This is a genomic window from Methylophaga lonarensis MPL (genome assembly GCF_000349205.1).
Classification (GTDB): domain Bacteria; phylum Pseudomonadota; class Gammaproteobacteria; order Nitrosococcales; family Methylophagaceae; genus Methylophaga; species Methylophaga lonarensis.
Map to the genome: position 1 here is coordinate 33053 of NZ_APHR01000024.1, position 13910 is coordinate 46962.

Annotated in this window: 11 protein-coding genes and 1 pseudogene; 8 read left to right on the forward strand and 4 right to left on the reverse strand. The window is 49.9% G+C overall.

What is annotated here, in order from left to right; genetic code table 11:
• Position 1 precedes the first annotated feature (1 nt).
• The 5 genes from MPL1_RS05080 to argF all read left to right on the forward strand — a co-directional run bounded on the left by MPL1_RS05080 (position 2) and on the right by argF (position 4003).
• Positions 2-469, forward strand: coding sequence for a DNA polymerase III subunit psi (locus MPL1_RS05080; protein WP_009726053.1), 468 nt, complete (start codon positions 2-4; stop codon positions 467-469).
• Positions 466-936, forward strand: coding sequence for a ribosomal protein S18-alanine N-acetyltransferase (rimI, locus tag MPL1_RS05085; protein WP_009726054.1), 471 nt, complete (start codon positions 466-468; stop codon positions 934-936). The genes MPL1_RS05080 and rimI overlap by 4 nt, the downstream gene beginning before the upstream one ends.
• 221 nt (positions 937-1157) lie before the next feature.
• Positions 1158-1739 carry a superoxide dismutase [Fe] gene (sodB, locus tag MPL1_RS05090; protein WP_009726055.1) on the forward strand — a complete coding sequence of 194 codons (582 nt, stop codon included), beginning with the start codon at positions 1158-1160 and terminating at the stop codon, positions 1737-1739.
• A 153-nt stretch (positions 1740-1892) separates the two neighbouring features.
• A complete protein-coding gene (locus MPL1_RS05095) occupies positions 1893-3092 on the forward strand; it encodes an acetylornithine transaminase (RefSeq protein ID WP_009726056.1) in 1200 nt (399 codons plus the stop codon).
• A 2-nt stretch (positions 3093-3094) separates the two neighbouring features.
• Positions 3095-4003, forward strand: a complete 909-nt coding sequence (gene argF, locus MPL1_RS05100; protein ID WP_009726057.1) for an ornithine carbamoyltransferase — start codon at positions 3095-3097, stop codon at positions 4001-4003.
• A gap of 30 nt (positions 4004-4033) precedes the next feature.
• Here the strand turns inward: argF and MPL1_RS05105 are convergent, their stop codons facing one another.
• From MPL1_RS05105 to exaC, 4 genes and pseudogenes are all read right to left on the reverse strand, one after another.
• On the reverse strand, positions 4034-4501 hold the full coding sequence (locus MPL1_RS05105; RefSeq protein ID WP_009726058.1) for a MazG nucleotide pyrophosphohydrolase domain-containing protein: 468 nt from the start codon (positions 4499-4501) through the stop codon (positions 4034-4036).
• A 43-nt stretch (positions 4502-4544) separates the two neighbouring features.
• Complete coding sequence (locus tag MPL1_RS05110) at positions 4545-4955, reverse strand: RNA-binding S4 domain-containing protein (RefSeq protein ID WP_009726059.1); 411 nt, start codon at positions 4953-4955, stop codon at positions 4545-4547.
• Positions 4956-5007: 52 nt separating this feature from the next.
• Positions 5008-6971, reverse strand: a pseudogene (gene acs / locus MPL1_RS05115) (acetate--CoA ligase).
• 121 nt (positions 6972-7092) lie between these two features.
• Positions 7093-8613 carry an acetaldehyde dehydrogenase ExaC gene (gene exaC / locus MPL1_RS05120; protein WP_009726060.1) on the reverse strand — a complete coding sequence of 507 codons (1521 nt, stop codon included), beginning with the start codon at positions 8611-8613 and terminating at the stop codon, positions 7093-7095.
• Positions 8614-8771: 158 nt separating this feature from the next.
• Between exaC and MPL1_RS05125 the strand changes: the two genes are divergently transcribed.
• The 3 genes from MPL1_RS05125 (at position 8772) to MPL1_RS05135 (ending at position 13900) form a co-directional block, all read left to right on the forward strand.
• On the forward strand, positions 8772-9695 hold the full coding sequence (locus MPL1_RS05125) for a helix-turn-helix transcriptional regulator (protein ID WP_040576901.1): 924 nt from the start codon (positions 8772-8774) through the stop codon (positions 9693-9695).
• 156 nt (positions 9696-9851) lie between these two features.
• Positions 9852-11561 (forward strand): autotransporter assembly complex protein TamA, encoded by a 1710-nt coding sequence (locus MPL1_RS05130; RefSeq protein WP_152417586.1) that lies wholly within the window; start codon positions 9852-9854, stop codon positions 11559-11561.
• Positions 11561-13900, forward strand: a complete 2340-nt coding sequence (locus MPL1_RS05135) for a translocation/assembly module TamB domain-containing protein (protein ID WP_009726063.1) — start codon at positions 11561-11563, stop codon at positions 13898-13900. The genes MPL1_RS05130 and MPL1_RS05135 overlap by 1 nt, the downstream gene beginning before the upstream one ends.
• Positions 13901-13910 lie beyond the last annotated feature (10 nt).

A 13910-nucleotide genomic window follows, 5' to 3' on the forward strand; every position in this document is an offset into this window, starting at 1 on the left:
TATGTCACTGACCGCATCTCAGCTTTCAGCACTGGCGGCAATGAAAATTCCTGTCTGGCAGCAACGGACAGGCAACATTGAGACAGCTGGCCATCAGCCATCGGTGCAGCTCAGCAAAACGCTTGGCATTATGATGGAAGATGTTCAGCAAATGAGTGCTGCTGAGCAGCGTTTGTTTCAGGCGATCTTGATAGCGTTTCAGCTGAATCTTGCTGATTTGGAACAATTGACACCGGCTCATGCTTCGGCATTGCTCGGCTTGTCTGAGTCTCACTTTAGTCTGCTGATTATTGGGTCTTGTCCACAGGTGTTTTCTGAGGCAACGCCACTAAAATCGGGCGCACTTATGCTTGATAACGGTATCCGCTTGTTTGTCACTGATTCACTGTCGAATCTGCTTGCAACGCCAGCTCGCAAGGCACAGTTCTGGCAACAAGCTCAGGCCTGGCTTAGAGCAGGCACTGAATGAAAGATCTTGTCCGTCGACCAATGAATGAGGCGGATTTGGCTGAAGTGTTGCAAATTGAACGCAGCGCTAATCGCTTTCCCTGGTCGAAACAGAACTTTGCCGACTGTCTGAGCGGCAATTATCAATCATGGGTCTACCAGTTGCCGGACAGCATGGCAGGTTATCTCATCGTGCAGAATATTCTGGACGAGGCGCATCTGTTAAATATCTGTGTGCAGCCACAACAGCAGGGCAAAGGCATTGGTCGTTTCATGCTTGAGCAGATGATAAATGATGCACAGCAACGACAGGCAAAACTTATCGTATTGGAAGTCCGACGCTCCAATCATCGTGCTCAGCAACTTTATTTGCAGCAAGGTTTTAATGAGATGTCGATCCGGCGGGGCTATTATCCAGCGGAACAGGGCAGGGAAGACGCTGTGCTGATGGGCTTGGATCTCTCTTTGATGATGGATTTTGCTGAATGAATCAACCTGGTCTGACGCAGATGTTCAATACAGTAACTTATTGAAGTTAAATCCAGCTTATCACAACGTTGACGCTGAAACTGTCAGCCTGTGGAGCCACAGTCATTGTTCACGTTATCGTCACAGAGATGGTTTATAGTCGATCGAACTTGATATAGGCATTGCCGTCTACTAGACTAGTTGACTTATTTACTCGGTTATTTTCACTCAGGAGATTATCTATGGCTTTTGAATTGCCACCACTGCCTTACGCAAACAACGCACTCGAACCGCACATTTCTGCTGAAACCATCGAGTATCACTACGGCAAGCATCACCAAACCTACGTGACCAACCTGAACAATCTGGTTCCCGGCACTGAGTTTGAAGGTCAATCTCTGGAAGAAATCATCGTCAAATCAAGCGGTGGTATTTTCAATAATGCTGCCCAGATCTGGAACCATACATTCTACTGGAACGGCTTGACCCCTAACGGCACAGATGCTGTCAGTGGTGCCCTGGCCGATGCCATCAACGAAGCCTTTGGCTCTTTTGACGAGTTCAAAGCCAAATTTAGTCAGTCTGCCGCGACCAACTTTGGTTCTGGCTGGACCTGGCTGGTCAAAAATGCAGATGGCAAGCTTGAAATTGTCAACACCAGCAATGCTGGATGCCCACTGACTTCAGGTCAAACTCCGCTGCTGACATGCGATGTCTGGGAACATGCTTATTACATCGACTTCCGCAATGCACGACCAAAATATCTGGAAACATTCTGGAAACTGGTCAACTGGGACTTTGTGGCGGCCAACTTCGCTGGCTAATGCAAAACGTTCCTGTGGTTTTTGCCAAGTAAACAATTTCGTTATAAAATAACGGGTTTCGGGAAAATGGCAGTTTCGGAAGAAACTGCCATTTTTTGTTTGTCGTAGTTTGGTTTTGCAGTGTCGCCATTATCATGGCAGGGAGTGAAAGACATGACCGATTCAGTCATGCCCACCTACGGAAGACTTAATGTTTCTTTTGTGAAGGGTGAGGGAGCATGGTTAACCGACAGCAACGGTCAGCGCTATCTTGATGCGCTGAGTGGTATTGCTGTGTGCAATCTTGGTCACTGTCATCCTCGAGTAACCGCTGCGATTCAGGATCAGGCAAGCCAACTGATTCACACCTCGAATGTTTACCGCATCCCATTGCAAGAGCAACTGGCTGACAAGCTGGTTGAGATTTCAGGCATGGAGCAGGTGTTTTTCTGTAACTCCGGTGCCGAAGCCAACGAAGCGGCCATAAAACTGGTTCGAAAGTTTGGTCACGCCAAAGGGGTCAGCAAACCGGTCATTATTGTGATGGATGGCAGTTTTCACGGCCGGACCATGGCAACCCTGACTGCGACCGGTAACGCAAAAGTTCAAGCGGGTTTTGATCCGCTGGTTCCGGGTTTTGTTCGGGTGCCATATAACGATCTGGATGCTTTGAGAATGGCCATTGGTCATTGGCCAGAAGCCGTGGCTGTCATGCTTGAACCTGTTCAGGGCGAGGGTGGCATCAAGGTGCCTGACAGTGATTATCTGGCTTCAGTCAGGTCTATTTGCACCCAACGCAAACTATTGATGATTCTCGATGAAGTACAGACCGGCATAGGCAGAACAGGTAAGTGGTTTGCTTTCCAGCATGCTCAGGATGTGATCCCTGATGTGATGACACTGGCCAAGGGGCTTGGTAACGGAATGCCTATTGGAGCTTGTCTTGTCGCTGGTTCCGCAGTCGGCTTATTCCAACCGGGCAATCATGGCTCGACCTTTGGTGGTAACCCGCTTGCCTGTAGAGCAGCGCTGGCTGTGTTACAGACCATTGAAACTGAAAAGTTGATGGACAATGTCAATACACTGGGCGAGCAGATGTTCCAGGCCTTCAAAAAACGGCTGGATCAGCACGAAGGTGTTAAAGAAGTGCGTCACGCTGGATTCATGTTTGGTATTGAGCTGGCAGTGCCTTGTGGCGAGCTGGTTGGCCTGGCATTGGAAAAAGGTCTGTTGATTAACGTCACTTCTGAAAAAGTTATCCGTTTGCTGCCGCCGCTGATCATCAACGAAGCTGAAGCGATGCAAATCGTTGATCAGCTGAGTGATTTAGTTACCGAATTTCTGTCCACACGGACTGTTGTGAGCGTTGCCTGATAATGAGACATTTTTTAACACTGAAAGATCTCAGTGCGAGCGAGTTAAAGCAGCTGATTCACCGTGCTATTGAATTGAAAGCCATGCATCAGGCTGGAGAGCGCTATGAGCCGCTCAAAAACAAGGTGTTGGCGATGATTTTTGAAAAATCCTCAACACGCACTCGGGTATCCTTTGAATCTGCGATGCTGCAGTTTGGTGGTGGTTCGATTTTCCTGTCCCCTGATGATACGCAACTGGGAAGAGGTGAGCCGATAGAAGACTCGGCCAGAGTCATCTCCAGCATGGTGGATGCGGTTATGATTCGCACCTTTGAGCACAGCAAGGTCGAACGTTTTGCTCAATACTCTTCAGTGCCTGTGATTAACGCTTTGACTGACGATTATCATCCTTGTCAGTTACTGGCCGATATCCAGACCTACTATGAACAGCGTGGCGATATTGCCGGTAAAACGGTTGCCTGGATCGGTGATGGCAATAATATGTGTCATTCCTATATTAATGCTGCGGAACTGTTTGGCTTTAAGCTTAATATTGCAACGCCACCGGGCTATGAGCCCAAGCCTGAAATTGTGGCCGAAACTAAAGCTGAAATTGCATTGTTTCACCAGCCAGAACTGGCGGCTCGTGACGCTGATTTGATAGTGACTGATGTCTGGGCCAGCATGGGTCAGGAAGAAGAACAACGTAAGCGAGAGCAGGCCTTTGCGGCGTTTCAGGTCAATGACTCACTGATGCAGTTGGCCGCGCCAGATGCTCTGTTTATGCATTGCCTGCCTGCACACCGTGGTGAAGAAGTTTCTGCCAGTGTCATTGATGGTCAGCAAAGCGTGGTCTGGCAGGAAGCCGAAAATCGACTACATGCACAAAAAGCACTGCTGGAATTTTTGTGTGTCGACAATCCACAGTAAGTTTAAGATGTGAATGATTAAAAAAGCCGACTAACGTCGGCTTTTTTGTGTCGGTGTGCTACCGCGTTCATGAGCTTTAGCTTCATCCCAGAGTGAGTCCAGTGTTGCCAGGTCACAACTCTCCGGTGTTTTATTCAGTTTGTGCAATTGGTGCTCGATGTAATTGAATCGCCGGTAAAACTTATGGATTGATTGTTCCAGTGCCTGCTGCGGATCCACATTGAGATGCCGTGCCAGATTAGTCACTGCGAACAGTAGATCACCGATTTCATCGTGAAGGCGTGCCTGGTCATCGCTGTGGATTTCGGCGGCCACTTCATCCAGCTCTTCTTTAATTTTGGCGATGACGCCTGTGCTGTCCGGCCAGTCAAAACCAACGCTTGCCGCAGCGTTTTGCAAAGATACCGCATAATTCAAGGCTGGCTGAGTGCTATCTGCCTGTTGCAACAGTGAATTTTGCGTTGTGTTGTCGTGGTCTGTGTCTGTGCTGCGACTCATATTGCGGTCACCTTTGAAATGCCGAATTTAAGCAGCGTGCCGTCTAATCGCCACGTGTGAATTTGATGATATGGCGCCGGTCACGTTTGCTGGGACGACCTTTTTCGTGACGAAAACCCAAAGGCTCATTTTTAAGCTGTTGTTGAAGCAGTGTGCGCTTGGCAATGCTCTCTTCAGATTCTTGATATAACTGCTGGGCTTCGGTTGCAGGGCGACGCTGCATCTGTAATGAAAGCACCTGAATCGCATGCTCATAGGGCGGCTTTGAAACTGTGAGTTCATCGTTGATACGAATCGAGCGCCCCGGTTTTGCTCGCTGGCCGTTAACATGTACCTTACCGCCATTGATGGCTTCAACTGCAAGCGCTCTGGTCTTGTAGAAGCGAGCAGCCCAAAGCCATTTGTCCAGCCGTTGTGTTTCTTGATCAGCGTTGGCTTGTGCAGTTTTTTTCATCTATCCAGTTCAAAGTAGCGCCCCTTCGGAAAAGCTCAGAAGGGGCTCTGTGTCAGGCTTTACCCTGCAATTGCAACAGAATTGCCTCGTTTTCAAGCGTGGAAGTATCCTGAGTGATTTCCTCGCCTTTGGCAATTGTTCGTAACAAGCGACGCATGATTTTACCGGAACGGGTCTTGGGCAGGTTATCTGAATAGCGAATTTCATCCGGCTTGGCGATAGGCCCGATTTGCTCAGCCACCCAGGAGCGAAGTTCATTGGTCATCGCTTCATCAATGCCACCTTCAGGGCGCTCACCTTTGAGCACGACATAGGCAAATACCGATTCGCCTTTGACTTCGTGAGGTTTGCCGACCACGGCTGCTTCGGCCACAGCAGGATGTGCCACCAGTGCAGACTCAATTTCCATGGTGCCGAGTCGGTGCCCTGAAACGTTCAATACATCATCAATGCGTCCCATAATCCAGAAGTAGTTGTCTTCATCGCGGCGTGCACTGTCACCAGCCAGATAGAACCTCCCATCAAACATTGGCCAGTAAGTGCTCTTGTAACGTTCGTCATCCCCCCAGATCGTTTGCAACATGGACGGCCAGGGTTTGCGAATGACCAGATAACCACCCTGATGCGCATTGGTGATTTCATCGCCTTGTTCATTGACTACAGCAGCATCAATGCCCGGCAATGCCTGAGTACAGGAGCCGGGTTTGGTTACGGTTGCTGCCGGTACGGGGGCGATCATGTGAGCGCCAGTCTCAGTCTGCCACCAGGTATCGACAATCGGACAGCGAGATTCACCAATCACGGTGTGATACCACATCCAGGCTTCTGGATTGATAGGTTCACCGACTGTGCCCAATAAACGCAGTTTAGATAAATCGTAACGGGCAGGGATCTCATCGCCAGCTTTCATCAGTGCTCTGATTGCGGTTGGCGCGGTGTAGAAAATAGTCACGCCATGTCGAGCACAAACATCCCAGAATCTTCCGGCATCCGGAACAGTGGGCACACCTTCATAAACGATCATGGTGGCCCCGGTGGCCAGAGGTCCGTATGCAACATAGGTGTGGCCGGTAATCCAGCCGACATCAGCAGTGCACCAGAAAACATCTGAGCTTTGAATATCAAATACCCAGCGCATGGTGGTAATGGCGTTGAGCAAGTAGCCGCCACTGGAGTGTTGAATGCCTTTGGGTTTACCGGTTGAGCCTGAAGTGTAGAGCAGAAACAACGGATCAGTGGCATTGACGGGCTCAGCAGCACATTGTTGTGATTGGCCTTGTTCAGCGTCATGCCACCAGATGTCGCGACCGCTCTGCATGGCAATATCATGGCCGGTACGTTGGAAAACGATGACTTTCTCGACACTGCTGCAGCCTTTTGACAGTGCAACATCGGCGGTTTTTTTCAATTCAATAACTTTGCCGCCACGATGACCGCCATCAGCGGTAATCACAAGCCGGGCAGCGGTATCTTCGATGCGATCCTTCAGTGCTTCAGCGGAAAAGCCACCAAATACCACCGAGTGAATGGCACCAATCCGGGCACAGGCCTGCATCGCGACCACGGCCTCTGCAATCATCGGCATATATATAATGACGCGATCGCCTTTGTTAATGCCTTGGGCTTTCAGCGCATTGGCAAATTGGCAAACCATGGCGTGTAATTCACGGTAAGTGATGTGCCGGGTGTCTCCGGGCTCACCCTCAAAAATAATGGCTGTCTTGTCGCCAAGCTTGTCCAGATGTCTGTCCAGACAGTTGTAGGAAACATTCAGCTCGCCATCGGTAAACCAGCGAAAAAACGGTGCATTATCGCTGTTAAGTGTTTCAGTGAAAGGTTTGAACCAGTCAATTTCCTGTCGGGCGATGTTGGCCCAAAAGCCTCATGATCCTCAGCAGCCTGTTGATACAGTTGTTCGAGTTTGTTGGCAGTGATGCCGGCACGGTTTACAAATGCTGCATCGGGTGCAAACCGGCGATGTTCAAGCAGGGTGGATTCAATGTTTTCCTGAGCCATGTGGAAATACCTTTATCGTTCTTGTAATGAGTTGTTTGATCAAAACCTGACTTTGAAAATTACGCAATAAAAAACTCTCCCGCAAGCCAGGCTTGGGGGAGAGTCATTATGAAGCAGTGGTCTAGAAGAAACCCAGAGGGCTGGTACTGTAGCTGACCAGCAGGTTTTTGGTTTGCTGATAGTGATCCAGCATCATCTTGTGAGTTTCGCGACCAACACCAGATTTTTTGTAACCACCGAAGGCTGCGTGCGCAGGATAGTGATGGTAACAGTTGGTCCAAACGCGACCAGCCTGAATACCTCGTCCCATCCGGTAAGCCAGATTCATGTCGCGTGTCCACAGACCGGCACCCAGACCAAACTCGGTATCGTTGGCAATCGCCAGTGCTTCGGCTTCATCCTTGAAGGTTGTGACCGAGACAACCGGCCCAAAGATTTCCTCCTGGAAGATACGCATTTTGTTGTGGCCTTTCATCAAGGTCGGCTCGATGTAGTATCCCGAGTCAAACTCAGCGCCGAGCTGTTCAACATTACCGCCCATCAGCAATTGCGCGCCTTCCTGTTTACCGATTTCGACATAGCTCAAAATCTTCTCAAATTGTTCCTGAGACGCTTGTGCACCTACTTGAGTGTCGGTATCCAGCGGGTTGCCACGTTTGATTCGCTTGGCGCGCTCCATGACCACAGCAATGAAATCGTCGTAAATGCTTTCTTGAATGACTGCACGCGAAGGGCAGGTGCAGACTTCGCCCTGATTGAAAAAGGCCAGCACCAGGCCCTCGGCACACTTGTTAATGTAGTCTTCTTCCTGACGCATGATGTCTTCGAAGAATACGTTCGGTGACTTGCCGCCGAGCTCAACAGTTGATGGAATGATGTTGTCCGCAGCATATTTCATGATCAACGAGCCAACTGGAGTTGAACCTGTGAAGGCGATTTTGGCGATACGGGTGCTGGTTGCCAGTGCTTTACCTGCCTCGGCGCCAACGCCGTTGACGACATTGAGTACACCCGGTGGCAGCAAGTCCTCAATTAACTCGATCAGCTTGAGAATGGAGACGGGCGTTTGTTCTGCAGGCTTAAGCACGATGCAGTTACCGGCAGCCAGGGCAGGTGCCAGTTTCCAGGCGGCCATCAGCAACGGGAAGTTCCAGGGGATGATTTGACCGACAACACCCAAAGGCTCGTGGAAATGGTAGGCAACAGTGTTGTCATCGATTTCACCAATCGAACCTTCCTGTGCCCGGATACAACCCGCAAAATAGCGGAAGTGATCGGCTGACAATGGCACGTCAGCGTTGAGTGTTTCACGGACTGCCTTGCCGTTGTCCCAGGTTTCCGCAACAGCCAGCAATTCCAGGTTTGCTTCGATGCGATCAGCAATTTTCAGCAAAATGTTGCTGCGTTCCATGACGGACGTTCTGCCCCAGGCATCTTTGGCGGCGTGAGCAGCATCCAGGGCAAGGTTGATGTCTTCTTCGGTGGATTGCGGCACTTCACAGAACACCTGGCCGGTGACTGGTGTGACGTTAGGCATATAGCTGCCTTTGACGGGCGCTACCCATTGACCGTTAATGAAGTTCTCATAGCGTGATTTGAACGAAACGACGGCGCCGTCTGTTCCAGGTTTTGCGTATATCATAGGGTTCTCTCTCGGTTTTATGGTTATGTATAAAGGCTTTCAACCATGCAGAATAAAGCTGTGGCGTCTGACTATGCTTGACCTTGATTCCAGATTACTTGACTCAGAGTCCAGTTCAGTCTCAAAATCCAGAAACCGTCATCGACAGACAAACTGCCATGCAAATTGACAAATTACCGCTGGAAAAACGCCGGGAACGCAGAAACCTTCTGGTCGAGAACAAACTCACCTTCAACGGACCTGAAACGGAATTGAGTATTTACGACACTTATCGTTCAGCAAGTGGCGTAGGTTTGGATGCTCAACAGCTGTTGTTCTGTGGCATGGTGACCGGACGAAAGGTGATGCATGATTTTCGGCAACAGCAAGCAGAATTGTTTTTACCGCATGAGTCATATGTCATGCCGCCTGGTGAGTACGTGGAAATTGACTTTCCTGATGCAGATGAGCGCAATCCCACCACCTGCCTGACAATAGAAATCTCACGAGATCGCATCGAAAATATCTCGGAAAGAATGCGCGATCTGACTCGCCTGGATGCGGTCGACCACGACTGGGAATATCAGCCAAGAATCATTCACACGCACCATACCGACGAAACACAGCGCTTGTTGGAAAAACTGGTGATGCTGTTTACTGATAACCACCCCGACAAGGAAATCATGCTTGATCTGGGAGTGTCAGAACTGGTGATTCGCTTGCTTCGAGAACAGGGCAGGGAAGTCTTGCTCAGTTATTGTCATCAGGCGCCGGACAGCTCAGGCATTACTGCGGCTATCAGCTGTCTGGAAAAAAATCTGACGGCACCGCTGGACATTGATCAACTGTGCCGCAAGGCCTGCATGAGCCGCAGTCGATTGTATGTTGAGTTCAAAAAACAACTTGGCTGCACACCGGGCGAATTTCAACAGCAAATCAGGTTGAAATCCGCTGCGGATGCCATACGCAAAGGGCAGAGCATCACCGAAGCCTGTTACAACCATGGCTTTACCGATCTCAGTCATTTCAGCCGCCGCTTTAATCGGTTTTTCGGCTGTTCACCCAGCAATTTCAAGGCGAACAAGTCAGTTACGCACGACTAAAAAGCGGCTTTGCTTGAACCAGATCCGCCTCAGCCTGTCATAATAGGTGGAATCGCCCGGGCGCATCCCGGCCCGAAACTACTCAAACAGGCCCTATCCACATCTATGTTTTGCAACAGTTCTCGCCTCAATCCGCTAGCCGTTTTGGCGCTTATCATGTTGCTTTGTGCAGGATTGGCGAGTGCAGATTCGGCAACCCCAAGAATAGAAGTCAGCCTTGAAGGTGCCCCAGAGGGGCAAACAGATGCATTACTCAATGGCCTCGGCATCGTCAGGCAAAAAAACAGTGCGCGTTTGAGTGAAAGGCTGGTCAATCGCCTGCATTTACAGGCGATTGATGAATTGCAATCGATGCTTGAAGTCTACGGCTATTACCACGCCAGTATTGATGCCAGTCTTGAGCAGCAGGATGCATTATGGATCGCACGTTATGTGGTCTCTCTCGGTGAAACCGTGACTGTCGAACAGGTCAGCGTCAACATTACAGGTTCAGCCGAATCTGATCCCGCTTTCACACGACTCAAAGAAAACTTTCCAATAAGCCCTGGCGATAATTTCAGCCATGCTGCCTATGAATCTGCCAAACGGGATATTCTTCGACTAGCAGCTGAACGAGGCTATTTTGACGGTAGATTGACCAGACAAAGAGTTAATGTTGATCCTGAACAAAATTCGGCAAGTATTTATTTAGATTATGATTCTGGTCAAAGATACTATTTTGCAAAACCGCAATTTCCTAAGACAGTGGTCGGCGAATCGTTGCTTGAAAAGCTGACACCCTTTGAAGCGGGTGACCCATACGAAGCCAGCAAAGTATTGGCATTGCGTAACAACTTGAATAACAGCGGATACTTTGATGTCAGCTCAGTTCAGGCGCTGACAGATGAGCGTGCCGATGGGGAAGTTGATCTGGCCATTGAGCTGGAACCAACGGCAAAGCATCGTTACACCGCCGGCATTGGTTACGGAACCGATACAGGCGCTCGACTGGGTCTTGGTTGGGAAAACCGTTATGTTAATCAGCGAGGTCATCGATTGTCAGCCGATGCACGTCTGTCGCAAGTCACTAATCGCATTGGTACTGAGTACCTTATGCCATTTTGGAGTGAACGGATTAGCGCGGTAGGTATCACTTCTGAGCTCAAACAACAAAAAACTGATACCAGTGAAAGCCGTGCTTTTGCAATCGGTAGTTTTTACACCACCACGCGCTTCGGCTGGGATGAAACCGGCAATATTCGCTTGCTGAATGAGCGCTTCAAAATAGCCGACGATACCACCACATCCACCATTTTGATTCCGGGCATTACCTGGAGTCGAACCTGGGCTGATGACACGCTCTACAGCCGCCGTGGCGCAAGCCTGTCGTTGAGTCTTTCAGGCGCATCGGAATCCTTGTTATCGGATATCACTTTTGGTCAGGTCATTGTCAGAGGCAAACTGATTCGCGGCTTGGGTGAGCGCGGTCGATTTATCACACGAGGCACCGTCGGTGCGACCGAGGTGAATGATTTTGATCGTTTACCAAGCTCTTTACGATTCTTTGCCGGTGGCGATAGCAGTATCCGTGGTTTTGACTTTGAATCACTGGGACCGACAGACAGAAACGATGAAGTTGTTGGTGGACGTTATCTTGCCGTGGGTAGTGTCGAATACGAACACATGTTCTTGCAGAACTGGGGCGGCGCTTTGTTCACGGACTTTGGTAATGCCTTCAACAGTTGGAGCGACCCCATCGAATACAGTGTGGGTGTCGGCGTACGCTGGCGTTCCCCAGTTGGACTCATTCGTGTGGATATTGCCAGAGGCATTTCTGCTGATAACAAGCCATTTGGCTTTCACATTGTCATAGGGCCGGATTTTTAATGAAACGTGCACTGAAACTGGCGTTTTTTGCTGTATTGGTGAGCGTTGCGCTGATAGCGATGGCGATCACCTGGGTGATGACTACAAGCTCAGGCTTTCAATACGCGATTGAAACTGTAGAGCGGTTTGTCCCTGAACTGAAAATCGGTAAAGCAGAGGGTCGTCTGGCAAGTGCTTTTTCCCTTGAAGAGATTCGCTACGCCGCTGAAGCGGGGCCTTTGGTCGAAATTGCCAGCGTTCAGATGCGTTGGCAATCTATGGCGCTTCTGCGCGGTAAGGCAAAAATAACTGAACTTGCAATCAACGATCTGCACATCATCGATCGTGAAACACCAGCTACTCAAACTGACGACTCTGAGCCTGTCGAAATTTCCTTGCCGGTGGCCATCGAAATCGAATCATTGCGACTGGAAGGACTTAATTTCACCTCAGTGGAGGGGGATGTCGTTGTCATACTCAATCGACTGAGCAGCCAATTGCATCTACGTCATTCGACCTTGTCATTGGATTCGTTGACAGTCGAGCGCGATGAACTGCAATTGCAACTGGCAGGTGCGGTTGACATCAACCCGCCGTATTCAATGCAACTTGGCACGGATATCAATGTGCAATTGCCGGACTTACCTACACTGGGCTTCAACGGAAGCATTGAAGGTGACACCACTTTACTGCGTGTTCAGCAAAACAGTCGCCCACCATTAGAGGCACAGTTGGATGTTGAATTATCCGAACTGTTGGGGCAGCTTGGCTGGCAAATTGAGTTAGCCGGTGGGCAATGGCAAGTCGCCGACTTTGTTGACGAGCAGACAGCTCAGATCAGTGCATTAAAGTTGTCTGCCAATGGCGGTCTGGAGTCGATTGACGGCACACTGCAATTTAATTTGATCGAGGTGGGCTTGCCGGAACTGGCATTGGCAGCAGACTTTTCCAGTAGCGGTTTTGATGACTGGATGGTCGATATCCGCGCCGGCATTGATGGCAGGAGTGAACTGAATCTTGCCGGGCAAATCAATGCCGTGCTGACCGGGAAGCCTGATTTCGATGTCGCTGGCGATTGGTCAAATATCATCTGGCCATACGACGATGCTGATTTGTTAGTGAAGGACAGTCAGGGCAGTTTTTCACTGGCAGGTGATTTGGATGAGTTGCTGATAGAGTTGAGCGCGCAAGCTGAACTTCGTGGTGATGAGCTGATACCTGACCAGCAACTTCAGCTGGACAGTCGAATTCAAGCAAGTCCGAATCATGCAGTAATTGAACAGCTCGAATTAGCCAGTGATATCGGACGTTTGTCTGCTGAAGGACGTGTTGATTGGGCGGATCAACTTTATTTATTGCTGGATAGCCAGTGGCAGGAGATTAGCATTCCCGAAGGGCTGGCCCCTGTTAGCATTCGCAGTCCGCAAGGTAATCTTCAATTGCGCGGGGATGAAAGCGAGTTTGTGCTCAATAGTGAAATGTCGCTGGAGGTTGATCAACAGCCCTTGCAGCTGACGCTCAATGGAGATGGCGATCAGTCAGGCTTTGAACGATTTGAGCTGCTAATACGCCATGCAGGCGCCAGGGCAGGTTTTACCGGAGCTATCACCTGGCAAGATTTCATTAGCGTTGCCGGTGACTTGACGCTCAAAGACTTTAATCCCGGTATCCTGCTGGCAGATTGGCAGGGGCGTCTTGATGGTCAAGGGCAGCTCGGCTTTCAGCTTGAGGATGATGACATTCAACTGACAGCAAATAATCTGCGGATCGAAGGTGTGCTTAGAGACTTGCCGGTGTTGCTACAGAGCGAACTGAGTTACCTGAATTCAGCCTTGGATGTGCCTATGCTGGTCTTGTCCAGCGGTGCTTCATCATTACAAGTCAAGGGCAAAATGACGGATGTGCTGGCTTTTGAGTGGCAACTGGATTCCCCCGATCTGAGCAATTTCTATCCGGAACTGGCTGGTCAGTTATCGGCTAACGGTGTGTTGACTGGTCACACAGAAAAGCCCGATATCACAGCACAGCTTCAGGGACAGGCATTAAGCTGGCAACAATATTCGCTCGGACAGTTGACTGCCGATATCAGCGTGCGTGAGGGTGGCGATGGCCGTCTGCAAATCAGCACGCAGTTGGATAGCGTCATGCTGGACGAGTTCGTGCTGGAACAATTATCGCTCGAGCTTTCAGGGGCGCTTGATGATCATGCACTGTTGATCAAGGCAAAAGCCGAGTACATAGAGCTCGACAGTCTTTTTGTTGGTGCCTTGCACGATGAGGTCTGGCAAGGAAATATCAAACGACTCAGCTCTGATAGCGACATCAGTGCCTCTGGCAACTCTCCGAGACCGGAAATCTAATGCTTTCAGC

Bases quoted from the DNA above. Each gene is read 5' to 3' on its own strand.
- sodB (WP_009726055.1), top strand. From the start codon at position 1,158: ATGGCTTTTGAATTGCCACCACTGCCTTACGCAAACAACGCACTCGAA.
- MPL1_RS05125 (WP_040576901.1), top strand. From the start codon at position 8,772: ATGCAAATTGACAAATTACCGCTGGAAAAACGCCGGGAACGCAGAAAC.
- MPL1_RS05105 (WP_009726058.1), bottom strand. From the start codon at position 4,501: ATGAGTCGCAGCACAGACACAGACCACGACAACACAACGCAAAATTCA.
- MPL1_RS05110 (WP_009726059.1), bottom strand. From the start codon at position 4,955: ATGAAAAAAACTGCACAAGCCAACGCTGATCAAGAAACACAACGGCTG.
- MPL1_RS05080 (WP_009726053.1), top strand. From the start codon at position 2: ATGTCACTGACCGCATCTCAGCTTTCAGCACTGGCGGCAATGAAAATT.
- rimI (WP_009726054.1), top strand. From the start codon at position 466: ATGAAAGATCTTGTCCGTCGACCAATGAATGAGGCGGATTTGGCTGAA.
- MPL1_RS05135 (WP_009726063.1), top strand. From the start codon at position 11,561: ATGAAACGTGCACTGAAACTGGCGTTTTTTGCTGTATTGGTGAGCGTT.
- exaC (WP_009726060.1), bottom strand. From the start codon at position 8,613: ATGATATACGCAAAACCTGGAACAGACGGCGCCGTCGTTTCGTTCAAA.
- MPL1_RS05130 (WP_152417586.1), top strand. From the start codon at position 9,852: ATGTTGCTTTGTGCAGGATTGGCGAGTGCAGATTCGGCAACCCCAAGA.
- argF (WP_009726057.1), top strand. From the start codon at position 3,095: ATGAGACATTTTTTAACACTGAAAGATCTCAGTGCGAGCGAGTTAAAG.
- MPL1_RS05095 (WP_009726056.1), top strand. From the start codon at position 1,893: ATGACCGATTCAGTCATGCCCACCTACGGAAGACTTAATGTTTCTTTT.